The 23038-nt window shown below is 63.3% G+C and carries 21 protein-coding genes and 3 pseudogenes; 16 read left to right on the forward strand and 8 right to left on the reverse strand.

The window, feature by feature from the left end; all coding sequences use genetic code 11:
• Positions 1-807: 807 nt before the first annotated feature.
• Positions 808-1266 (forward strand): helix-turn-helix domain-containing protein, encoded by a 459-nt coding sequence (locus tag FHU13_RS22675; protein WP_183438116.1) that lies wholly within the window; start codon positions 808-810, stop codon positions 1264-1266.
• A 93-nt stretch (positions 1267-1359) separates the two neighbouring features.
• Here the strand turns inward: FHU13_RS22675 and FHU13_RS22680 are convergent, their stop codons facing one another.
• Positions 1360-1947 carry a DUF2380 domain-containing protein gene (locus FHU13_RS22680; protein ID WP_246714799.1) on the reverse strand — a complete coding sequence of 196 codons (588 nt, stop codon included), beginning with the start codon at positions 1945-1947 and terminating at the stop codon, positions 1360-1362.
• A gap of 110 nt (positions 1948-2057) precedes the next feature.
• Here FHU13_RS22680 and FHU13_RS22685 point away from each other — a divergent pair, with 110 nt between their 5' ends.
• From FHU13_RS22685 to FHU13_RS22695, 3 genes and pseudogenes are all read left to right on the forward strand, one after another.
• On the forward strand, positions 2058-3077 hold the full coding sequence (locus FHU13_RS22685) for an AraC family transcriptional regulator (protein ID WP_246714800.1): 1020 nt from the start codon (positions 2058-2060) through the stop codon (positions 3075-3077).
• A 47-nt stretch (positions 3078-3124) separates the two neighbouring features.
• Positions 3125-3460 (forward strand): annotated as a pseudogene (locus tag FHU13_RS22690) (transposase); the annotation flags it as partial.
• Between the two features lie 323 nt (positions 3461-3783).
• Entirely contained in the window at positions 3784-4575 is a 792-nt protein-coding gene (locus tag FHU13_RS22695; RefSeq protein WP_183438117.1) for a hypothetical protein, read from the forward strand.
• Here FHU13_RS22695 and FHU13_RS22700 read toward each other — a convergent pair whose 3' ends face one another.
• The gene (locus FHU13_RS22700; RefSeq protein WP_183438118.1) at positions 4576-4806 is read right to left on the reverse strand and encodes a DUF6471 domain-containing protein; all 231 of its coding nucleotides are present in this window, start codon (positions 4804-4806) and stop codon (positions 4576-4578) included.
• Positions 4807-4913: 107 nt separating this feature from the next.
• Between FHU13_RS22700 and FHU13_RS22705 the strand changes: the two genes are divergently transcribed.
• The 3 genes from FHU13_RS22705 to FHU13_RS22715 all read left to right on the forward strand — a co-directional run bounded on the left by FHU13_RS22705 (position 4914) and on the right by FHU13_RS22715 (position 6980).
• On the forward strand, positions 4914-5882 hold the full coding sequence (locus FHU13_RS22705) for an IS1595 family transposase (RefSeq protein WP_183438192.1): 969 nt from the start codon (positions 4914-4916) through the stop codon (positions 5880-5882).
• A gap of 111 nt (positions 5883-5993) precedes the next feature.
• Positions 5994-6440, forward strand: coding sequence for a hypothetical protein (locus FHU13_RS22710; RefSeq protein ID WP_183438119.1), 447 nt, complete (start codon positions 5994-5996; stop codon positions 6438-6440).
• On the forward strand, positions 6441-6980 hold the full coding sequence (locus FHU13_RS22715; RefSeq protein WP_183438120.1) for a hypothetical protein: 540 nt from the start codon (positions 6441-6443) through the stop codon (positions 6978-6980).
• A 305-nt stretch (positions 6981-7285) separates the two neighbouring features.
• Here the strand turns inward: FHU13_RS22715 and FHU13_RS22720 are convergent, their stop codons facing one another.
• Positions 7286-7723, reverse strand: coding sequence for a hypothetical protein (locus tag FHU13_RS22720; RefSeq protein WP_183438121.1), 438 nt, complete (start codon positions 7721-7723; stop codon positions 7286-7288).
• Between the two features lie 372 nt (positions 7724-8095).
• Positions 8096-8599, reverse strand: coding sequence for a hypothetical protein (locus FHU13_RS22725; RefSeq protein ID WP_183438122.1), 504 nt, complete (start codon positions 8597-8599; stop codon positions 8096-8098).
• A 604-nt stretch (positions 8600-9203) separates the two neighbouring features.
• On the opposite strand from FHU13_RS22725, the pseudogene FHU13_RS22730 reads away from it, so the two are divergent.
• Positions 9204-10318, forward strand: a pseudogene (locus FHU13_RS22730) (flagellin).
• A gap of 142 nt (positions 10319-10460) precedes the next feature.
• Here the strand turns inward: FHU13_RS22730 and trpS are convergent.
• The gene (gene trpS, locus FHU13_RS22735; RefSeq protein ID WP_183438123.1) at positions 10461-11486 is read right to left on the reverse strand and encodes a tryptophan--tRNA ligase; all 1026 of its coding nucleotides are present in this window, start codon (positions 11484-11486) and stop codon (positions 10461-10463) included.
• Positions 11487-11768: 282 nt separating this feature from the next.
• Positions 11769-12521, reverse strand: a complete 753-nt coding sequence (locus tag FHU13_RS22740; protein ID WP_183438124.1) for a hypothetical protein — start codon at positions 12519-12521, stop codon at positions 11769-11771.
• Positions 12522-13168: 647 nt separating this feature from the next.
• On the opposite strand from FHU13_RS22740, the gene FHU13_RS22745 reads away from it, so the two are divergent.
• From FHU13_RS22745 to FHU13_RS22770, 8 genes and pseudogenes are all read left to right on the forward strand, one after another.
• Positions 13169-13477: a plasmid mobilization protein gene (locus FHU13_RS22745; RefSeq protein WP_183438125.1), complete on the forward strand. Its 309-nt coding sequence runs from the start codon at positions 13169-13171 to the stop codon at positions 13475-13477.
• A 182-nt stretch (positions 13478-13659) separates the two neighbouring features.
• A pseudogene (locus FHU13_RS28620) lies at positions 13660-13890 on the forward strand (relaxase/mobilization nuclease domain-containing protein); the annotation flags it as partial.
• Positions 13891-14005: 115 nt separating this feature from the next.
• On the forward strand, positions 14006-14362 hold the full coding sequence (locus tag FHU13_RS27950) for a hypothetical protein (protein ID WP_246714803.1): 357 nt from the start codon (positions 14006-14008) through the stop codon (positions 14360-14362).
• Positions 14363-14535: 173 nt separating this feature from the next.
• Entirely contained in the window at positions 14536-16314 is a 1779-nt protein-coding gene (locus FHU13_RS27955) for a hypothetical protein (protein WP_246714804.1), read from the forward strand.
• 339 nt (positions 16315-16653) lie between these two features.
• Positions 16654-17574 carry a hypothetical protein gene (locus FHU13_RS22755; RefSeq protein WP_183438127.1) on the forward strand — a complete coding sequence of 307 codons (921 nt, stop codon included), beginning with the start codon at positions 16654-16656 and terminating at the stop codon, positions 17572-17574.
• Between the two features lie 89 nt (positions 17575-17663).
• The gene (locus FHU13_RS22760; protein ID WP_183438128.1) at positions 17664-19082 is read left to right on the forward strand and encodes an exodeoxyribonuclease VII large subunit; all 1419 of its coding nucleotides are present in this window, start codon (positions 17664-17666) and stop codon (positions 19080-19082) included.
• A gap of 23 nt (positions 19083-19105) precedes the next feature.
• Positions 19106-19291: a hypothetical protein gene (locus FHU13_RS22765; RefSeq protein WP_183438129.1), complete on the forward strand. Its 186-nt coding sequence runs from the start codon at positions 19106-19108 to the stop codon at positions 19289-19291.
• A gap of 784 nt (positions 19292-20075) precedes the next feature.
• Entirely contained in the window at positions 20076-20495 is a 420-nt protein-coding gene (locus tag FHU13_RS22770) for a hypothetical protein (protein ID WP_183438130.1), read from the forward strand.
• 283 nt (positions 20496-20778) lie between these two features.
• Here the strand turns inward: FHU13_RS22770 and FHU13_RS22775 are convergent, their stop codons facing one another.
• Both FHU13_RS22775 and FHU13_RS22780 read right to left on the reverse strand, forming a co-directional pair.
• On the reverse strand, positions 20779-21276 hold the full coding sequence (locus tag FHU13_RS22775) for a tyrosine-type recombinase/integrase (protein ID WP_183438131.1): 498 nt from the start codon (positions 21274-21276) through the stop codon (positions 20779-20781).
• 623 nt (positions 21277-21899) lie between these two features.
• Complete coding sequence (locus FHU13_RS22780; protein ID WP_183438132.1) at positions 21900-23030, reverse strand: arylamine N-acetyltransferase family protein; 1131 nt, start codon at positions 23028-23030, stop codon at positions 21900-21902.
• Between the last annotated feature and the right edge of the window lie 8 nt (positions 23031-23038).

The raw sequence follows: 23038 nt of genomic DNA on the forward strand, positions 1-23038 counted from the left end.
TGCGCAGATTGGAACCGCATGACCCCGCGGTTGCTGGAGTCGCACGCGGGCCAAGACAGCAGGCAGTCGCCTTATCGCTCCGCAGACAGGTTTCGACGCGCCACAATTCCGAGATGGATATCTCCATTTCTCGCAATCCCTAGCTCCGCGTGTACCGTAGCATCTGCTTCTACGAGATGAAGAAATGCCAGGAGTGTGGCGCGGACCTCTCCGGTCTGCCTGAGGACGAAGTCCTCAAATTTGGACGTAAGGTGCTGCAATACATCGGGATCGCCGACCTCAGGTATGCTATGCTGCATGAGTCCTCAATCTCACTCGTGGGCGCTGCTGAGCGCGCTCATGCCCGGTATTTTGTGGCAGGGGAGCAAGAAGGCGGTCGCGGCACTGTCTGGAGCTGGACGGTGCGCGATCAAGCTCTCTCGCATGCTGTGGCGGCGGTCGGGCGAAGGCTGAACGTTCAGATCCTGCTCGCGCCAAGGCATCAGACCCGCCGACTACCCCCTAGCCGCGGAAGTTCCGAGCAAACCGCCGGCTCCAAAGTGCTCAACATTGTACATTCCTACATATCCTCCACAGGTTTGATTCGAAGCTTGGCCGCCCGTTCTGGATCGAAAAGTGGCAATTTAGATCAGAACTTCCGCCTGTCAGAGAGACGTGTACCGCTGTCATTGCGATGCCCAGGCCAGGCCAGAGCGGAGCTCTGCTGATTGACAGGCCCAGGCTTCGGCCGGACAACGGGAGAGCGTAAGGTCGGCTGCAGTATCCCGCTCGTCGGCTACCGGTAGCGTTTTATGGCATGGGCATCCTGTGACAGAGGAGAACCGGACTGCATCCCGTCGGTCATCTACGGCCCGGCAGGCCACGAAGAAGGTCCCTTCTCAGCCGGACCAAGCATCGGCGAGGAAGCCCGACGAGATCGACAAGCGCGTCGGCGCACGCCTTATGCGATTGCGGAAGGCAAGGGGCCTCTCGCAAGTCGGACTCGGCGAGGCGCTTGGTGTTCGCTTTCAACAGGTCCAGCGCTACGAGAACGGGAAGAACAGGCTGGGCCCAAGTAGACTCAGCAAAGCGTCCGAGTTGTTTGGGGTCAAGATCGAGTACTTCTTCGCGGAAGAAAGTGCCATCGAATCACTAGATAGCTTGGAAAGAGAAGCGCCGGAACGATACTTGAACAGAGCGATCGAGCTCTTCTCGATGATCAAAGATCCCCAGTTGAGGAAAAGTGTCATCAACGTCTTGGAAGGCATTGTTGGTCGCAACCCTTAAGCTGGTTGCCGTTCCGACTAGGCTGCGCTTTCCACCTCTTTTACATTCGTTCCGGCATCAATGAAGGGCGCTCCTAAGTTTAGCTTAGCGGCCTTAATGAGGCGCCTTCGCTTCTTTGTCGTGCGCTCCGTTCACAAACTGATCTGCAAGAAAGACTTCGGCGCGCCTCCAGGATTCGTCGTTGTCTCCTCGGAAGTTGAGATCTCTGCTGAATATTTCCTTTTCTGTCTTGACATCGTAGAGGCGCATGAACAGCTGCATTATCAGTGAACTGCTTTTATGTACGACGCCTATTAGCATATAGCTTGCGCCGGCCTGCCGAGCGGTTTGCAGCAGGCACTTTGCATCCTCCGACGGACAGTTTTTCTTGAGATCGGCGGCTGTGACCTCCACGACATTGTAGACGCCGGCTTTCGATAGGTCGGCAGCAAGACTGTTGCCCATCACCTCAAGGCGCCGCGTGTGATCGTTTACTTGATCCGTAGGCTCGGCGGATGTGTCAAGCAACTTCATCGGCAGCATGGCAACCGTTTTTCCAGATGGAACCGCCGCTGCGGTCAGAGACCATGCGCAGCCGATGGCAACGGCCGTAGTAGCGATCAATCGCCTGCGGACCCGTGACGCTTTCAGCGCGGTAATGCCCTGGCTCACATCGCCGGAGCGTGATCTGCGATCCCGCATGCATTCCTCCCGTGACGGCCTATTGAAGTTTTTTTGCCGACGCCGTCGCCCGGCTCTCGCAGGATACACCATGCCCGATTCCCATTCTTGCCATTTGGTGCCATGCTAGGTTGAAGGAGCTGAAGATTGATGGAATTTTAATGGGACAGGTGGGGCTGACCAAAGCTCGAGCTATGGGACCCATCGCGGACGCTGTCGAACGAGCCGGTGGCTCGGTGAAAAGGGTATTCGCTCGAGCCGAGATGCCGCTCGGACTCATGGACGACCCCGAGCGCCTGATCCTCCTCCGCGATCAGCTTCAGCTCGTCGAGTGTGCGGCAAAAGAACTGGGAGACGCCGCTCTGCCGGCGCGTTTGTCGACTGCCACAGGCGTCGCTGGTCTCGGCGCCATCGGCCGTCACGTATGCTCTTCCCCCACTCTCGGGGAAGCCATTCGAAAAGCCGAAGCCGTAACGCCGCACCTGCTGCAGACCGCGACTTGGACAGGCCTGCAGGTCAGAGGAAGAACCGCCACGTACGGCTACATGGTGGAGGAACGGATCGACACGGGACGGCAGATCAACGAAGTTCTGGCGCTTGGTTACCTTTTGGGCGTGGTTCGTCACTTTATGGGAGCTGATTGGCGTCCAGACCGAGCCCTCGTCACCGGCGCTTGCCTGCCTGCGAACGCCGAAATCGGAAGCATTTTCGATTGCGAATTGGCTCTTGGTCCACGAGCCGGCATCTCGTTTTCATCCGATCTTTTGAGCACGCCAAATCCTAATCCGGTATCGGTTCTCGAATGCGAGCCGGTTCGGCACTTGCCGGTGTCTGACGACCTTCCGTCGTGCGTCGAACAACTCATTCTTCTCGGTCTGGACCGTCGGAGGCCGATGATCGATTGGGTGTCGCAGAAGCTGGGAGTCTCGCGCAGAACACTTCAACGGCGCTTGGAAGAGAGACAGACTACATTCGCGGATTTGCAGCGTTCAGTATTTCAATCCGAAGCAAAACGCCTTCTCACTGAACGCTGGCGGCCTATCGGCCAAATTGCTCGAGAACTCGGCTACAGCGACCCGGCCCACTTCAGCAGAGCATTCCTTGATTGGACAGGAGTGCCGCCAAGAGCCTGGAGGAAGCTCCAGGTTTAGAGCGCCTAACAGAACGGCACGAAGCAGTCGGATCGGCGTTGGTGGGGATGGCTCGACCTCTGCTTCCCGACGATCTCTGGATCGAGATTGCCCCGCTCCTACTGGCGCCTCGGCCCCGGCCGAAGGGTGAGCGGCCTCCGATCGACAGTCGGGCAGCCCTGACCGGCATCCTGTTCGTGCTGCGCTCAGGACTGCCCTGGGAGATGCTGCCGGCCGAGATGGGCTGCGGGAGCGGCATGAGTTGCTGGCGCCGCCTGCGCGACTGGCAGGCGGCCGGCGTGTGGGCGCGGCTGCATCAGGTGCTGCTGAAGCGGATGCAGGCAGCCGGTGAGATCGACTGGGGCCGCGCGAGCCTGGACAGTGCCTCTGTCCCGGCCAAACGTATGGCCCGCCCCGTCCGCAAATGGCTCTGGATCCGCTGGTCTGAGCAGTCTGCATAAACGTATCCGGCCTTCTGGCAGAGCCGTTGGCCAAGATGGAGATCCGCGCGTCCTGGGCCTCATAAAGGGGTCGGCGTCATGCGCCATTTTTGCGGCCTTATGGAGCAAATGCACCACGGTGATGGCGGATGCCATCGCGGGTGATGGCGGGAGCCATCATCAAAGGTGCAACTCTGTGAGGCACATTTCGCGGAAATGGGATATGATAAACACGGAAAGCGAACAACAGACGCCAATCGTCTCAGCACATGAAGCATCCTGCTTCCATGTCGCGCCTACGTCTCGGCCTTGCCCGCATCGCCACTTTTTTGACGACGCTTTTCCTTTGGACGTGGGCAAGCACGAAGGTCTCGGTGACGCTCATAGGAGCGAGCACCGTGGGTGACGATTTCAATCAACTCCTAGACCGGCTTCCGATCTGGGCTAACTGGCTGTTTTCGACCCCGTGGTGGGTGCCTAGCATTCTGGCAACCGCACTCACGGCCTTTCTGCTCTGGCTTAGCTGGCCCAGAAAGCCGCCATTGAGCGAGCAGGGAGTTGGACAAGGCATTACAGACGCCCGCCCTGCCCCTGCGCAAGGAGACACTGATGGTCCTTGCGTTTCAGCGTCCCTGCGCAAGGTCGCCGGCATGGACGAATGGGTTATGGATGTTCAGGCCAAGAAAGATTTGCCCTCTCTGGTGGTCAGGCTAGATGTCCAGGAATATGTTTCACATCTTGACCGCTTCGATAAGTGGCGCTGCAAAACCACTTTTGCCAAAGACAGAGTGATAGAGGGAGAGACGTTTTACATCCACTTAATTAAATGGGACTGGCCTGGAAGAGATATCAAATGGGCTTTCTGGTGCTATGAGGGTCACGACAGCCCAGACCAGCAAACGGCGGAAGCTGGACGGCTGATGCTAAGCGACGAATTTTCCCGCTGTCGGCTTGTCTTTCGATCCGCCTCGGGAGAGAGCCAAATTGTTAAGTTTATTGTACTCTCTCGCCACAGAAATGACCCGGCCGAATGCCCAATTCTCATAAGCGAGGAAGCTTTTAATTACGAAGCGTATTAGCTAGTCGAGTCGTATTTCTTTCGTTCCAACTGCGGCTAAACACTGAACAAAAAAAACGGCCGTGAACTTCCCTCGCGCCAACTTGTTGCGAACGTTCGGCTCTGTCTCTTTCACGCCAATCTCAGCGAGCTTGTCCACGAGCTGCGCGTAGGTCACGCCCCTGCGCTTCAACTCCGCTTTCAGGATGCCCTTCACGCGAGCATCCCAAGCCTGTTCCGCGTCGTCAGCCATATCGCATCCTGCCTGATTGCAGATGCCATCATACGCGATGCCTTTGCCCTTGACTATAGGGCGACAATGCCATCAAATAAGATGCATAGGCATCTGACACGATGGCAATGTGCCAACACTTCCTCCTTTCGGCCAAGGCCCGCACCCTGTCGCTCAAGGCGATCTACAAGGGCGGCGAGGACAAGGCGTATGAGACCTTCAAGCGGCTTCGCTGGCCCGAGACGGATGGCGATCCCGTGTGCCCGAAGTGCGGGTGCCTGGAGCACTACAACATCACCACGCGCCGCTGCTTCAAGTGCGCCGGGTGCGGATCGCAGTTCTCGGTCACATCGGGGACGATCTTCGCCTCCCGCAAGCTGTCCTTCATGGATCTGTGCGGAGCCGTGGCGATCTTCGTCAACGCGGTGAAGGGTCTGTCTGCGCTCCAACTCGGCCGCGATCTCTCCGTCTCCTACAAGACGGCCTTCGTGCTCGCTCACAAGCTCCGTGAGGCGCTTGGGACGGAAGCCAAGGGTGTGACGCTTGAGGGCGAGGTCGAGATCGACGGCGCCTATTTCGGCGGCCACGTGCGCCCTGAGAACCGCAAGGAGGACCGCAAGGACCGTCGCCTCAAGGAGCACCAGACCGGCGAGCGCCGCGTCGTCATCGTCATGCGCCAGCGCGGCGGACGTACCCTCACGTTCGTGCGCAAGCGCGAGGCTGAGGGCGTTGCTCTCGCCAAGGAGCACATCGCCAAGGGCGCGAAGGTGTACGCCGACGAAGCGAACCACTGGGATGATCTAGAGGCGGCGTTCCCCGATGCCGGCCGGATCAACCACTCCGAAGCCTACTCGGCCGATGGCGCCAACACGAACCAAGCCGAGAGCTTCTTTGCTCGCCTGCGGCGCATGGTGAGCGGGCAGCACCACTTCGTGACGGCCCGCTATCTCTACCAGTACGCCGTTGAAGCCGCATGGAAGGAAGATCATCGCCGTCTGCCGAACGGGATGACGTTCGCCCAAACGATCCGGCTGGCGATGTTGTCGCCAGTGAATCGGGCTTGGAAGGGGTACTGGCAGAAGCACGATTGCCGATAACTCGGCCGCTTGTTTGTCTCAGAAAGCACCCTATAACTGAATGCCGTCAAGCTGCCGGCCCCGCCGGCCCGCTCGAATTGTACGTGGACGCTATAACCAAGAGAATATACAATGGCTAGGCGATCTGCCCCACGAAAACTACCTGTCCCTCCCGCGCCGAACGCGGCCGAGGTAGGGCCAGAGATAGAAGAGGCAAAGCAAATCAGCGAATTCGATGAATTTTTGATAGACAGAATTCTATGCCGCATGATTGCGCATCGGGAATTCGACCCTAAGACAACAGATCAGGCCAAGGACAAATTGCTTCCCTACATTAGGCAGCATGTAGACACCGCGCTGATCGATTGCATCTGCTCAACCGAGGCCTGCAAGAACCACAACTTGCCGCTTCCGAAGTATCCTTTCTATAAAAGAGAGGATCATGTGCAATTTCGAGTGAGAAAGCTGGTGGAAAGCGTTTATCCCAACGCGCACAAGGAATTTATCCGTAAGAAGGTGACGGGGTGCATGATTACCGTGCAGCATGCTGTAAATATTGCATGGCAAAAGGCTAGTTAATTGAATCCTGCAGAAAAAGAACCCGTTAAGAAAGGGCGATATGCCTTCTCTAAGTGGCAGGACATCAAGTTTCGACTTGAGAATACTGCCCTTAGAGATATTATGTTCGGCAGCTTTACTGCGATAACAAGCGCATTTTTTTACCGCTACACGACGCTGAACGGAACGAGTCAGAGCGCCGCCGCTTTGATCGACTCAGACATGCTGCTGGCAAGCGCAATGGCTTTGGTTTTTGCGGCTTCCTTCCGCTATTTGGGTCATTTCGCGTTTGTATTTTCTTGTCCGACGCTTATACAGTCCCACAAAGATATTGATGATCTATTGAAAAAGGCAAAAGATTCCCTGACCGATACAGAAGAGTGGGCTAACGTTCACAGAAGCCAAGCTGTAAAGTGGGGAGCAGATAATTATAGAAGGCCGATTTTGAGGTTACTGATTTGGTTTACCGAGATGATTTCATTTGGGTTTTTTGCAGCAGGGATCTGTTTGCTATTTTTAGCCGTTCATCGATTTCTTCTTCAGATGCTCCGTCTTTTTTAGCTTGGATATATACATCAATCAGGCGAGTCGCCGCCTGCGCGACCAGCGAATGCCACTTGGGCAATTTAACTATATTGGGTTCATCTAATGGTTTTTTGAAGTCAGGCTCCGATGTCATGGCAGGCCCTTCAATTGTGGTCATTTTATTAAACGATGCATCCATCGCGGAACCACTTAATCGCCTTGAGATATCCCCATAAACAACAGCCGGAAGGCCGACAAAGCTCCATTTTGCCACTCATTACCTCTATACAAAATGCATTCCATGTCTTCTTCATTCAAAATTAACGTATCCACAGCGAGGGTTAGGTAGAAGCTTGCCAAAAGCACGTACTCCGCTCGTAATGCGATACGGCCACCAGCTTGGCGAGGCGCATCATCCGCAGCGCCTTGCTGGCCCGCTTCACCACGTCGCTCAGAAGCCGCTTGTCGGGCATTGCCTTGCCCTCGGCACCGCAGATGCGTTCGGCTAGCTCGCGCGTGCTGAGCGGCCTGTCTGAGCCCCGTAGCTCCTTGAGAATGAAGCCCCGCAGTTCGTTGCGGTAGAACAGGACGATCCGCTCCGTGCGGGCCGTTCGGTTCTCTAGCTCGCCCTCGTAGCCGAGGGAGTCGAGCACGCGGTCTATCGCCTCCACATCCGTTTGGATCGTTGCCATGCGCTCCCTGAGCGTGGCGGCTTCGTCTTGAAGCTCTTGGCGGCGTTGGAGAAGGCCGGTGATGGCGTGAGCGTACGTCTCGGTCATATTGCCATCATAGACGATGGCATACGCCTTGACCTAGCGTGCTTTCTGGTGCATTTGCTCCATAAGGCCGCTGATTTGTACACCAAACCTGCTTATTAAGGCCGCCGGAAGCTAAGCCATGCCTTCATGGCATGGCGATAGGTCTCCCCCACACAGTCCCTGCGGCAATGTCTGCTTCGCTGCATTTGGCGCCCGGAGCCGGACGGGTGGGAAACCACCCAAGTTGGTCGTGCGATCTATCCCGCCAATCGGCCGCAAAGCGGACCTCCCAAGGGTCTGCAAAGGGTCGGAAGCGGGCCCTCGGATGATCTGGCGGAGCGGGCTGTGCCTCGCCCTCGCTGCAGCGCCCTCGTGCCCGGTGGCTGTGAGGCCCTACTTCACACCCTTCCGCGCTCGATGTCGCCGTTGCCGCTCGGCAGAGGTCATCGCCGTCGCGCCGAGCGTCTTGCGTCCACGCTTCGTCTGCCTCGGCGTGACGGCCACACCCTCGCGATGCAACTGCCGGATCCAGCGCACGATCTCGCCCGGTGCCGGATTGTCCGGCCGGCTCATCATCAGCAGGACCACCGCGGACAGCATCCGATGGTCCAGATCACGCCGCAGGCTCTCCATGAACCACAACAAGCCGCCCAACCCGAACTCCCGGTAGGCGCGTCGGTGGTAGGCGAACACGATGGGCCAGCGCTTGCGCGCGCGATAGGTCGCCATCGCCGCTTCCATTTCGAGGAACGTATTGGCCGAGACAGGTGCGGTCGAGGCTTCCCGGCTTCGCTGGGGTATCCGCTCACCTCGGGAGCCCCCGGCGATCAATCGCTTGTACCGGGCGCAGACCGGCTCGATCACCTCGGCGCGGTGGCGGTCGTAGGCCGATCGCATCTCCGCTTGGAGGTCCTTCAGCCTCTTCTCGGTCGCCGCATCAAGCGTGAACTGTAACCTGCTTTTGGACAACGTCGTCCGGCTCCGACCGTGGTGGGAAGCGCACGATCGCTCCCGCTCTTGCGTGACGGATTTCGTCACGGGGCGCCAGTGCTTCGACCCAAATTTCGTCATCCTATTCGTTACGCATCCTCGGTGACGCTACCGAAGCGATCGCCATCTTTTCGTGACAATAAGGTGACCGCGTCGGCAGGAGGGGGGTCGGGCTTGATGATCCGACTTCGTCCTGTCGTCCCCCTCAGCAGTCAACACGCCGCTTGCGGGAATACGCGCGCGCCGCTGTCGCGGTGTGACCGCGAGGCGTCGTCGCGCCAGACGAGCATGGCACAACCAAGCCAGCCGTTCTCCGCCTCACGTTGCTCGTCCTGCCGGCTATCCGTGTGTCAGCTTCGGGCCGCTGGCACGCCGGATCCGCCGATTGGCACACGGCATCCGCCGAAGGCTGTGCCCGGCGCCCGAACGCAACCGCTCGGCTGAGGGCTGCCCCCGGAGACTGCCCCGGTCATCGCGGATTCCCCGCGCGGCTTACCGGGACGTCTCCAGCATGACCTCCGCCGTCACGCTTTCCGCCGCCACGCGCCAGAACCTGCTCTCGCTGCAGGACACCGCCGGCCTCGCCTCGACCAACCAGAACCGGCTCTCGACCGGCAGGAAGGTCAACTCGGTCCTGGACAACCCGATCAACTACTTCACCGCCGCGGGCACCTGCCGAAGATGCAGGGCACCCAGGCCTTGGCCTCCCCCGCCGAGGCCACCGCCGCCGGCAAGAGCGTGCGCGAAACCGCGCTCGCCAAGACCGTGCTCGGCAGCGCCGGCGCGGGCGTCGTCGGCGTGGACGCCAGCAAGGCCGACCAGATCAAGCTGAAGGCCGGCAACACCGGCTACACCTTCACCGTCGCGGCGACCGACACAGTCAACGACCTCGTCAACAGCATCAACAAGTCCGGCATCGCCACCGCGACGGTCGACAGCAGCGGCCGGTTCGTGGTCACCGGCACCGGATCCGACACGATCACGCTGCAGGCCGGCAGGACGGCGGCGGGCACGTTCACCGCGGATGCGGGCGAGACCAGCAAGCTGACCGGCGGCGCGGCCTTCTCAGTGGCGGGCGGCACCTCGGCCCAGCGCTCGGCGCTGGTCGATCAGTTCAACAACCTGCGCACCCAGATCAACCAGGCGGCCCAGGATGCCGGCTTCAACGGCACCAACCTGCTCGCCGGTGACAGCCTGACCATCGCCTTCAACGAGAAGACTGGTGCAGCCCAGTCGAAGCTCAGCGTGCAGGGCAGTGCGCTCTCGGCCGACGCGCTCGGGCTCGGCCGCTTCGTCGACTCGGCGATGGGTCAGGCCGGGGCGAACTTCGGCGTGCAGAACAACGCCGATCTCGGCAAGGCGGCCGACGCGCTGACCAACGCTCTGACCAGCCTGAAGTCGCTGTCCTCGACGCTGGGCTCGAACCTGTCGGTGGTGCAGACGCGTCAGGACTTCACCAAGCAGATGGTCGACGTGCTCGACACCGGCTCGGCCAACCTCGTGAACGCGGACATGAACGCGGAGGCGGCGACCTCGCAGGCCCTGTCGACGCGACAGTCGCTGGCGATCTCGGCGCTGTCGCTGGCCAACCAAGCCAACCAGGGCATCCTCCAGCTCCTGCGCTGAGCGCGGCGGATCCGGTGCATCGCAGACGGTGCGCCGGGTGCCCCGCCGACAGCGCGGCAGACGACAGGGCGGCGGACGGGGGCCGGTCCCGACCGCCGCACCCAGGAGCGACTTCGGACGGTCGCCAGCTGACGAGAGGCCGCTACGGTGCCAGGCGGTACAGACCGAGCGCGTCCTTGACGGTGTCGAGCGTCGCCTGCGTCACGCCGCGGGCGTGACGGGTGCCGTCCCGCAGGATGTCCGCGATATCGTCCGGGCGATCCGCCCAGGCACCGCGGCTTACACGGATCGACGCGAGCAGATCGAGCAGCACGGTCTCCAGGCGCTGCTTCACCACCGTGTCGCCAAGACCGCCGCGACGGTAGTGTGCCTTCATCTCGGCAACCGTGTCGCGATCGGGGTCGAACGCGTCGAGATAGGTGAACACCACGTTGCCCTCGACCCGGCCGGGATCGCTGACGCGTAGGTGGTCGGGATCGGTGTACATCCGGCGTACCGCCGCTCGGATTTCGTCGTCCGCCGCCGACAGGGCGAGGGCATTGCCATGCGACTTGCTCATCTTGGCGCGCCCGTCGACACCGGGCAGGCGTCCGCTCGCGGGGATCAACGCGCGCGCCTCCGGCAGCAGCGCATGACCGACCTGACGGTTGAGGCGCCGCACGATCGCGTTGGTCTGCTCGATCATCGGGGCCTGATCGGCGCCCACCGGCACGAGGGTGGCCCGGAATGCGGCGATGTCGGCGGCCTGGGCCACGGGGTAGCACAGGAAGCCGGCGGGGATGTCGCGCCCGAAGCCGCGCGCCTGGATCTCCTCCTTGATCGTTGGATTGCGCTCGAGCCGCGCCACGGTGACGAGGTTGAGGAAGAGCTGCGTCAGCTCGCAGAGAGCCGGCAGGGCCGACTGCACGCAGATCGTGGTGAGGCTCGGATCAATCCCGACGGCGAGATCGTCCAGGGCGAGGTCGATGACGTGTCTCGTGATGCACCCGGGATCGTCGGCGTTGTCGCTGAGCGCCTGCGCGTCGGCGATCAGCACGAACGTGTCGAGACCGTGCTGGAGGGTGACGCGGTTGCGCAGGCTGCAGCAGAAGTGACCGAGATGGAGCGGTCCGGTCGGGCGATCGCCCATCAGAACGATGGGGCGCGAGTCGGCGGGGATGTCGGACATAGGCGGTTCTCCAGTTGGGAGCCGCCGCGTCGGAAAAGCTGTCGGGATCGAGAACAGGCCTGCCGGACAACGGCGGCAGGGTTCGTCCTCGTGAGATGACGTGTCGTGCCGCTCCTCAGAGGGAGCGCCACCAGAGAGCGCAGGGTGTTGCGGCGATACACGTCATGGCCGAGCTGTCGCACGTCCGTCGTCGTGATGCCAGCGCCGTTGTTTCACAGGCACCAACAGCAGCTCTGCCCGCGGCAGGTTGTGCCGTGGGCAGAGCGACGGCCACGCGAGCGCTCAGAGCAGTTTGCCGGGCTCAGGCCGCGCGTCGGCCTGAGCATCGTCTCGCGACGGTGTCGTCGTACCCATTCCGCGCCAGGTGATGTTCGGCTCATGCGGACGATCGACCTTCGCGCTCGGGGGTGCGGTCCGCGTCAGCATGTCGATGGACCGTCTCTGTGCCTCCGCGACCGACCGGCCGTCGGTCGCGGGCGAGGCCGTGCTCTGCGGCTTGGCCAGGGTCGGACTGGCATCCATCGCCAGGCTTGTCGCGCCGGAGACCGGACCAGGCGATGTGCCGCCCACGGGTACGGTCGGCGGCACGGTCGACGACGGACCCGCCAACCCGCGGACATTGCCCTCTGCACCGGTGCCGACCACCGTTGACACGGGCGCGGACGTGCTCCGTGACGGCAGGTTCGGCTGCACGCCCGCGGCACGGGCCGACGGACCGGCCGTCGGTGCATCCGACGTCTTGGCTGCTGTCGCACCCCGAGTCGTGTTCGGCGTCGCGCTTGTTTTGACTTCGCCCTTCTTCTTGGCTGCGCGCGTCTGGCAGCGGCTGAGGTAGCGCTGCAGTTGCTGCGCGCTCAGCGCGCGTCCGCCGAAGCGCAGGCGCTTAGCGATTTCGGTGAGCGCATGGCCGGCCTTGAGGGCCGCGCGGATGTCGGGGGCGAGCTCGGCCACGGCAGCGGCCGTGGTGATCCGCTGCGGCTGCGGCACGGGCGGCTCCCGCATCAGCGCAGCGAGGGCTGCTTTGTTGGTGTCCATCTCGCTGCGGAGGATCGGCGCTGGTCGGGTTCGCGGCTGTGTCATCGCGTGTCTCGCTGATTGGCGTGGGATCGCGTCGGGTGGCGGCTCCTAACCCGACCAGACAATTGTCACGCTTGGACAAAGAATTGCCAAGTGGATAGCAACGAATAATGCCCATAGATCTGCTTGCTATGTGCGTTTTCGCGCTCGATTCGCGAGATAAAATCAGTACAGCTGTTTGACACGCCACGTGTCATGGGCTGTGTTGCCCGGGCGCTCAACCGATCTGTTGCAGGTCGTGCGGATGAGCGGTCCCGGAGTGAAGCCTCCCACATGTCGTCCTGTCGAATCTCAGCCGCTCTCGGACCCGTTGCGCATTGGGTGCGAGGAAGCGTCGCCAACCTGCTCCGGCGCGCTGTTACCGGTTCCGCGCGCCTTGCCAGCGCTCCGGCGTTCGCAAGCGGGTGCTCCCGGAAGGACGATCCCGAGGAGAACGAAGCGGGCAGGATGCTCTTTGCTATCCGCGCCGGCCGAGCCGGGCGCAGGCCGCAACGAGACGGGGCCGTTCGGCGCAGACGCTTCTCACCTTCCCCTCAGCCTGCCGGGGCGAGCCCCCGGCCCCCATCCCCGAACGCCCACGAAGCTTTCAGACGGAGACATCACCGATGCCCGGCCAGCGGGGATCTGAGACGCGGAAACTGACTCAACAGGTCGGGATCCGGCTCACGGAGGAGGAGTACGAGCGTCTCCTCGGCGAGGCGCAGGCTGCCGGCTTGACGCTTGCTGCGCTCACCCGAAAGCGGCTGCTCGGCTTGCACATCACCGCACAGGTCGATGGCGAACTGATCCGGGAGCTGCGCCGGCTGGGAGGGCTCGCAAAGCTGGCCATTCGCATGCCAGGCATGACGGAAGCGGGACGCCTCGCGCTCGCCGACATCCGCCGCGCCATCGCGCACGTGGCCGCGCCGTCGTGATCGGCAAGCGCATGCCCAAGCGCCGCGACGGCGCGCCGTTCGCCCGGCAAGTAGCGCAGCTGGCCGCATATATCGACGGCGGCGCGGGCGGAGCGGAGCGCGGCGATATCCTGGCCCAGGGCCAGCTCCATCTCATCGCCGACACACGCCCAGGACAGGTCGCGGAGATGATCGCCACCGCGATGGGCGCCCCTCGCGCCCGGGGCCCGATCGAGCACATAGTGCTGTCCTGGCGGGCCGGTGAGCAGCCGACAATCCGCCAGATCGAGCAGGCGATCGTGATCCTACTCGAGGAGACCGGCATGCGCGGTCACCAAGTGATCTGGACCCAGCATCTCGGTGGAACCGGCAATGCGCACGTCCATGCGCTGGTCTCGCGCGTCGCACCGGATGCGGACAGGCCGACGCCAGTCGCTTTCTTCCACCGCGCCATCGGGCGCGCCGTCGCCCGCATTGAGCACGCACAGGGCTGGCAACGGGAGCCCGGCGCTCACCACGAGGTCCTCGAGGAACGAACAGGAGAGCAGCATGTCATCCGGTACCGGACACACGGGCGCGCCGCCGACGAACTGGGCCCACGTCGCGGCCCACGAGGCGCAGGGCGCGCACCGCGACACGGGCGAGATCCTGAAGATGCTTCGCGAGGGGAGCGAGGAGGCCGATCCGATCGCGACGATCCTCGATGGCCAGGACAGGGCCTCGCGGCGGCAGACGCAGATCCTGGATTTGCTCCGCAAGATCGAGGCGGATCTGCAGGCAGTGCGGGCCGAGCAGCTGAGACAGGCGGAGGAGATCGCAGTCCTGCGCAAGGAGAGCCACGAGACCCACGCCAAGCTGGTTCGAGCCAGCGTCATACACCATCCGCCCGCCGGCTCGCCGCCCTGAGGCTGCGCCGGGCTGCCCTGGCGCGCGGCATCGCCGAGGCGCGGGACACCGCGGATCGGGATGACCTCCGACACCAGCCGCCGGAGGTCTCGGGAGCGGCAGGGGAGCCCTGGTCGGTCGGCCTCGCGGCCACGCCAGCCGCGCTCGCCACCCGCCGCCTCGCCGAGATCCGCATGCGGTTGGCGCATCGCGCGGCGGCGTCCGAGCCGCTGCTCGCTCGCAGCGTGGAGCCGAGCGATGCCCTGCCGGCCGGAGCGGCCAGGGTTGAAGTGTATCGCGGCGAGGAGAGCGCCGCGCGGCGGGTGATCGAGATCGCCGGTCCGATCGTGACGCGGTCCCGATCGTGGGCCGACCTGCATAGGAACCTTGCCGAACACGGTATCGCCTATGCCGCCAAGGGCTCGGGCGCGGTGTTCATCGTCGACGGGATCGTGCTGAAGGCTTCGACCTGCCGCGCGGCCAGTCGGGCCCGCTTGGAGACGCGCCTCGGCCCGTTCCAGCCGGGCCCGGCAGGTGACGGTGCGCCACTGCCGCAGGGCCATCGCCGAGCACCGGCGGTCCCGTCGCCGCGGGCCGCGCCCGGCATCGATCCGGCGCTGTTCGCCGTCGCCCGGCAGGCGCAGACTGCTGCAGGTGCGGCGCGTGAGACGTACGATGCGACCTACCCGGAACTGAACATCGCGCCTCTGCTGAAGGCCGCTGTCGTCGGCCCGGCCCCGCGCGCCGCCCCGAGCGCCCGCACGCTGGCGCGGCGGATCGGCAAGCCGCTGCCGCGCCTTGCTCCGGTGCGACAGCCGGAAGCAAGCGGCTCGAACCTGTCCGGCCTGCTCGCGCTCTATCACGCGGGGATGCAGGCCGAGCGCTACCGGGTCGTGGCCGAGCGCACCCGCTCACCGGCGTTCTCCGATCAGGACGGACGGCATCGACCGGTTCCCGACCGGCTGGTGCAACTGACGCCGCGACCGATGGTTGGGATCGCTGCCGGCTGGTCGGCACTGGAGCAGGCGGCCGGGCGGGACAGTGCCATTTACCTGACGCCCTTCTCGGACGAGCGGCATCACATCGTGCTTTCGGGGGCACGCCTCGAGGATGTCGGCCGATTGCAGGCGGCGGGCTTCGCTCCGGCCCTCGTGCTCGACAGACGGGACGGGCGCCACGAGGTCGTGCTCACCGCACCGGACCGGAACCGGCCCTACGAACAGGCTGCGCTGGCCGAGGCGCGTGAGCATCTCCGGCTCAGCCTCGGCCTCGGCCGCACACGCTTCGGGCTGCGCATCGACGCGGCCGATCGCCCGCGTACCGCTCTGCCCGGTGTCGAGCGTCACGCCCCCCGGATCTACGCGCAGATCGTGACCGCGACGGGGGCGACCTGCAAGCGACTGGGCCGTCTCATCTCACACTTCGTCGCTGTGTTTGCCCGGCGTTTCGGGCTCGGTCCGGGCTCGCGCCTCGGCCGCGGCGCGGACCCGGACGACGGCGCGTCGCTCACCGACGCGCCGCTGTACTGGGCCCACCGCGCCGACCTGCTCGCGCGCTGGCAGGGTCGTTGGCCCGATCCCTCGCGGGTCGACGCGCTCATCGCCCGCCGCCTGCGCAGCACCGGGCACAGCGAGGCCGCGGTCGCTGCCCTCATCACCGCCTGTGCGCCGGGTGTTCCGCGCATCGGCCGTCGGGCCTGGACCGGCTACGGCCGGCGCGCGGCGGCCCATGCTTTCCGCGACGAGGCCGACAGCTGCTGGGCGTTCGAGCGAGCGACACCGGCGATGTGGGCCGAGCTGGAACAAGCTGTGAAGGCACGCGAGCGGCCGGACAAGCCCAAGCCTACACGCTTGCCTGTGCCACCGTTCGTCGGACCGGTGCCTCTCCCGCCGAGAAGCGAAGCCAGGTTGGGTACGACACGCAGGAGATCGAGGAACGGCCGTGGAGATCCGGACGGCCCGGGGGAGCGGTGAGATCGGCGCTCTGGAAGATTGCGAACGCGCTGTACCCCAAGGCAGCGTCGGCTCGAGGCGGAACGTAACAGCCTTCGTCGCTCGGCACTGCGAGGCCTTGGACACACGTCCCAGACAGCACGCGCGCGCCTGCGTTGGATATCACGAAAGACGGGAAAAGACGTGTGCACCCAAGCCGTTGCTCGGGTGCTGGGGGAACAGGGATCGAAGGGAAAACGGCGAAGGCACCTTCGCTGAAAATCCCGGGAAGAACGGGTGACGGAGGGCGGCGCTCACACAGCGTCTGCTTCGCAACGGCGAGGCTCCTTCGATCTCTTCTCCGACAATGGACCTCCCCAAATGACACATCACGACATGCCCGCCAGTGCGGACGCGGCCGCTTGCCCGCTCGAGCCCACCGGCTTGTGGGTACGCGCCACGGCGAGCCGACCCCGGCGGCACCGCGACGGCTGGTTGTTCGACCTCCAGGCGCTCGATCCCACCCGCAGCGGTCGGCTTACCGCTTTCATGTCCGCTGACTTCACCCAGCAGGTCGAACAAGCTTCGGGCATCATGCTGCACGAAGAAGATCTCGTCGGCGATCATACCGTTCTGCTGACGCTCACCGTCGATCCGCTGCTCGGCTTGACCGGGCGGATCATCGGCCTGGATCGCGGCCTAATGCTCAGGGCCTGGGCCGAGCGCGACGCGCAGGTGCGGGAGGCGCTCGACGCCAACGGCCTCTGGGAACGGCAACGCGAATTGCCGATGCCACGCCGGCTACGGCGCGTGTTCCTGATCGAGCCAGACGATGGTGCGCCGCACGCGATCGGGGACGGTCTCGCTCGCTGGAACGAGCTCGGGATGATCGCGCTGATCCGTCACCCGCTCGCCTTCGAGGAGCCAGGCGCAGTGGCGGCGCTGCATAGCGCCTTCGATGCCGCCAACGATCAATTTGATTGGGGGACCCTGGATGCGGTGATCGTCGAACCGGGCACGGGCTTCGCCTTCCGCGCCCTGTCCGACCCAGGGCTGGCGCAGAGGCTGTGCGAGTTCCCGGTGCCCATCCTGACGCGGCGGACGCGGCCCGTGACATTGCTCGACGGGCTCGCCTTCCGCAGCTTCGACACTGCGCGCGACCTCGCCGCGCTGCTGATCGAGATCCTGCACCGCGAACTGCGTGAGGCCGACCGGCCCCGCCTCGAGGCGATCGCCCGCGAGCTCGGCCCGGCACCGGCGGCCGAAGATCGGCCAGTCAACGGGGCAGCGCTCTTCGACTGACGCGCTCCCGTCCACGGTCCCGGCGACCGCATGACGGCCGCCGGGCCGCTCGCCCCCGCCATTCACACGACGGCACACAGACAGATACCATGCGACATCACAGATTTCCGAGTTCGAGGGACACGCCGCCGCCCCAGTCTCATTCGGGCGGCGACGCGCCACCGGGCGTCCGCCGCCTCGGCAGCGCGCTTGAACCCGCCCCAAGCGCCGCCGACGTGCATGAACTGCGCGACCTGCTCGGCTGGCTGCGCCAACGCTTGCGCGGCGAGCACACCGTGCGGGCCTGCGTCCTCACCGTAGAAACAGCTGGTCCCGACAGCCATCTCCTCTTGCTGGGCGAGGCGCAGGCGAGCCTCAGCCACGATCCACCGGGACTGAAGGTCCGCCTCGATGCCCCCGAGCTCAACCGGATCCGAGCGGAGCGTGGTGCCGACTTCGATCCGGCCGACCTCGTTAACCGCACCGTCGAGGTTCAGTTGCGCACCGGCCTGCGTCAGCGGTTCGGCCGCGGAGCCGGCGTGCAGGCCAAGCTGATGAGTCTGCTCTCGCTCGGACAGATCCCGCTCGAAGCAGAACTCGAGCGCGAGCGCACGCTGCAGCGGCTGAGGCTCGAGGGGGGCCGCTTCGGGCCGGACAACTGGGTCGAGCCGGAGGACCTCCATCATATTGCGCTCGTCGTCTCAGAGCATAGCGAGGCACGCCGCGACGTCGAGCATGTGCTGCAGCCGCTTGAAGCGGCCGGCATTCTCTATCTACACAGGGTGTTCGCTGCCTTCGAAGGGGCGGGGGCCGAACGCTCCCTGACCGCGGCATTGGCCCGAGTCACGAGCTTGCACGCCGAGTACGGCCTGTCGGCAACACTTGTTTGCCGCGGCGGTGGGCCGATCGAAGCATTCCGTCCGCTCAACAGCTACGCGGTTGCGCGTGCCGCGACAGCTGATCGGCTGCCGAACCTGATCGTCGGCCTCGGACATGCCGGCACGCCACGCACTGCCCTCAATGCGGTGGCGGCGCGCTCCGAGCCGACCCCGACGGCGGCCGCAATGCTCGTGCGTCATCTCATCGAGCGCACCGGGCTCCGGGCCGAGCGCGCGCTCGCCGCCTTCGACGCAGCGATCGAGGAGGATCTCGGAGCGGCCGGCCGCATCGCCCTGGCACGAGCCACGACCGCCTTCGACGCGGCGCTGCAGGATCTCGTCACCGCGGCCGAAGCACGGCTGCGGCAGCTCGATCTGGCCGTCGAGCAGAGTCTGCTGTCAGAATTGAGCGCGGCAACCAGCAGGATCGCGCGGAAAGAACCCGGTGCCGATCCCGTCGAGGTGGGTCCTCTCGATGACACCGAGGACGACGTCCTCCTAAGCAAAGCCCTGGCGCTGGTGATCGCGGCCGACACGGGCTTCATCGTCACCCGCGCCCAGGATCTCTCAGCGGGCCTGCCGCTGCTGCTGCAATTCCCGGATGGCGCCGTACCCGTCCGGGTCGAACCCTTCACTTCAACCACTCACTGACATCACTCAAGGACGCCGATACCATGTCACATCCCCCCGAGACCCCGAGCTTCCTGGTCGCGGTCAAGCGCATCAAGGCGCTGACCCAGGAAATCCGCCGCGACGGACTGGCCGCCTTTGAGAAAGCAGAGGCCGCTTATGCCGAGGTGCAGGAATTACGCGCCGTACTGAACGCGCGGATCTCCGAGCTGCGCCGCCGCAGCCCGTAACAGACAGCCCAACCACCGCCGATGAGAGTTCATCGGCGGTCGTTGGGCGTGGGCATACTGAGAGGTCAGCTCGCGGAGCCCTTGCCGAATAGGCATGGGCACGGTCCAAAATCCCGGAAGCTCGGAACCGCTTCTGAGCGAGTCATCACATTGGCATCGACACCGCCGACGAGAGGCAGCGAACGGCACTCACAGCTGCCATGGTGTTGATGGTGAATGCTGTCCTGAACAAGCCCGGAGATTGCCCCTACTAGTGGGATACGCTGCTTGGCGTCACCATGCGTCGCTCATCGAGGAAGACCTGCGAAGTTCCGATCTCGGGATCGAGAAGCCCTGCACCCACTTTGCGATCTCGTGTACGCAGCTCAACGCTCTGTTCGAGGCCGATGACGGTGTGGTTTCCTACATCAAAGACTCGCGTCTCGCTCGCGCGATGCGCATCCTCGCCGGCCTTGAGGCGAGAATGCATTGCTCAAGGGTTGAGCAGATCACGCCGCGAAACATGCTTTCTTAGGTTTAACCCTCGATTTTAGCTTGGAGCCATGTGACAAAGCCGTAGCCGGCACGTTAAATGACGATTAGATGCGCAGGGTATACCCTACTGCCTGCCTTCACGACGGCATATAGCCAACAATAAAGGCAAATCGGTTTCGCCTATGAATACACTAAGGTATTATGCTGCTTACTTTCTTCCCGTTAGCATCATAGTTGTAGGAATAAATGTAAGTGTTTCAACTTTAACTGTTATTAAATGGCTTTATCCAGATCAGTCAGAGCATCTGCCTTGGCAGCCGGCAACCATGTTTGTTGCGCTACTTACAGCAATGTGGCTAGGAAAATCACAGCCTATTCTCCAAGTATTCGTGACTTATATTCGGTTCGTTTTTCTTTTTGCCATGGGATGTGGCTTTTTCGGAATGTTGTATTTAAATTGTGGGGATACGTGAACAATATACATCAATACCCTGACGCTGCACCTTGGGCGGTCGGGAATTTCTTGATGCTCGTGTCGCAGAGTTTCGCGATTGGAGGACTAACAACTGATCGCGGCAATCAGCACGCGCCAACAACTAATCGGCCGCAAATCGAAAATGATGGCAGAGACCAAGGAATTGCGCTGCAGATTCTTTATATTGCTATTGCCACCTTGATTGTAAGCGCGGTCAGCACAATCGGAACATGGCTTCCTTTGATCAGAAAATAAAGTTTCTAGAGCCGTGCAAGCCTTTGCATTTTTGACATGCTGGACATGGGTCGGAGGGTGGACACCAGCTGTCTGCCGCCATGCACAGAGTAGCAGCGTCGGGACTGTTCCGCATGGATGACGCGTCATAAGTCCCGAGATTGTTATCCGCCGCCGCGAAGCAACTGGCCCCGAACTGCGAAGACTGCTGGTCGCAAATGGCGAGCGCTGTGTCCGGATTGTTTCAAGCGAACCATGGGGATGGCCACCAACACAATCGGCCTGATCGCGCCCGCCTTGCCAGCTACCGGCTCGGCCGGAATGCCTGACGAGGCTCACCAGCGCGCGCCGCATCGACCATCCTTTCGATGTCGATCGGCAGGACGAGGCGATCGATTACGTCCTTGAGCATCATCAAGGTCTGGCCCTTGTTGTAACGCTTCATCTCGGAGCGTCTCGCCTGACTCTCGTGCCCAATCAGCTCTTCAACGAACTCTTGCTGAACCCCGGCATTGCAGAGGAGAGTTGTCACCGAGTGCCGGAACGAGTGAAACACCACATCCTTGCGCACGCCGTACTCCGACTTGAAGCGCTGGAACCACTTTCCGAAGGCGCTGCCGTATGCCGCATCGTCGCCATCGTCGAGATCATCTGCTTCCTCGACGCCGGCCTCGCCTTCAGGCAACAGCAGATCGTTTTCCCGTCGGCCTTGCACCAACGCTTCGATCAAACCCAGTCTCGGCAGATTTTGATGGAGGGGCACCCACCGGGCACTGCCCTCCGCTTTCAGCTCGAGGGTCACCTGCAGGGTTTGAAGAACCGGCTAGCGGAGTTCGCGCGCAAACAGGTCAGAGGTCCGGGGGTGAGCCCGAATTGTGGCTCGGCTTCCAAAGCGGAGCCACCGATCACTCGTACCTAAGCATCTGAAATATTTTGTCTTTAGCTCGCATAGGTTGGTACAGCTTCGGCGCTGATCGGCGTCCAAAAGGTGCCCACCTCAGTGCCGAAAATACCTTTCTGGCCAACCCCTTAGACGGTCTGCGGGGGTGGGACCACTTTGGGCTCTGACTCACTTCCGGTGCACACTGAAACCGCGCCGAGGATCGAGGCGACGCCTTCGACAGCCACCGGAGGTGCCCAAAAACCCACCGACCGGACGACCATGCCGCCCTGACTGCGGGCAATGACTTTCCACCCTGGGTATCGCTGCGTCTGGGATCGGAGAACCGGCGCTGACAGCCGATACGTGACCACGATCAGCTCTTGAACGGGGCGGAATGCAACCGACGAAACCGCGAGCATGCGTGGCGGACCGACGCGCCGAAGTGAACCAGCTCAACGGCTTGGCGAGGCCACCGAGCGATTGATATTCGACTCAGTTAGCTGCCGCCAATCCGCGAGGCGCTTCATACCTCCGAGGCTCCCTCAAGGAAATGCGCCGCGCGCGGCCGTCCTCTCCACCATCCCTCTCCAGTCGGGCTGCGGCGAGAGGTGGAAGACCTCGGCGAGCGCACGTTCAATCCCGTCAGCGTCGAGCTGCCGCCGTTCCACCTCGCCATGCGCCGGACGAATGGTGAGCCGGTTCCCCAGCAGAGTGCAGCGAGCGTCCGGGGTGATCCTTGCGGCGATCAGCTCGCGCCGGAAGTGCGACGTCTCGTGCGCGGCGGCGAACCAGTTGAACAGTTCATAGTGGCTGTCGAGCAGCGGTTCGGGCGACACGTCGTAGAGCGACCTCCACTCTCCGGCTATCTCCACCTGCACCAGGAGGCCGGCGCCGATCGGGAGCAGGCGGTACCGTTCGTGCGAAGTCGGCTGGGGCTCGCTGGAGTCCATCCGCAGCGGCGCCGGCGGCACACTCGAGCCAAAGCCGACGTCAGCGAGCCACGGCGCACCTTCGATGGTCACGCGCAGGACCATGTGCGTGCGCGGTGGCGGCGGCGCGCCCGGCGGCGCCATCCAGAGGACGCTTGCTACGAGTCCGTCCACGTCGAAGCCGATCGCGCGCAGCACGCGCTTGAAGAGGCCGTTCTGCTCGTAGCAGTAGCCTCCCCGCCGCGCCGCGATCAGCTTCGCGTCCACCGCGGCCGGCGATATGTCCACGCCTCGGCCGAGCAGGACATCAATCGCCTCGAACGGGATGGCGGCCAGATGGCGCTCCTGCAGTGCGCTCAACGTTTCAATCGTCGGCTCGAGCGGTCCATCATAACCGATGCGGCGGCAGTACGCCTCGATGTCCACCGGCGACGCCTGCGGCTGCCGGACTGCCGCGACGATCTGCGACGCCGCATAGGGGGCGTAGGTGCGCAGAAAGCGCGCGTCCGGATTGGCGGCGCTAATCATGCGCTCGAGCTCCGTCCGCGTCTCGGCGGACACGCCCATCCCGAAGGCGACGAGATCGAACGCACCTGAGCTCGCAGTTTCGGCGACGCCGACGGTCATGCCGCTGACGTCCAGGCCGCAAGCCGCCACCTCCTCCGTCACCAGCGCGAGAACCTGAGGGTCCTGCCCGACCACAAGGATTCGGGGCCTTCCGCAAGAAGGGGCCAGCGTATTCATGCCGCTGC

This window comes from Methylobacterium sp. R2-1 (assembly GCF_014191355.1).
Lineage (GTDB): Bacteria > Pseudomonadota > Alphaproteobacteria > Rhizobiales > Beijerinckiaceae > Methylobacterium.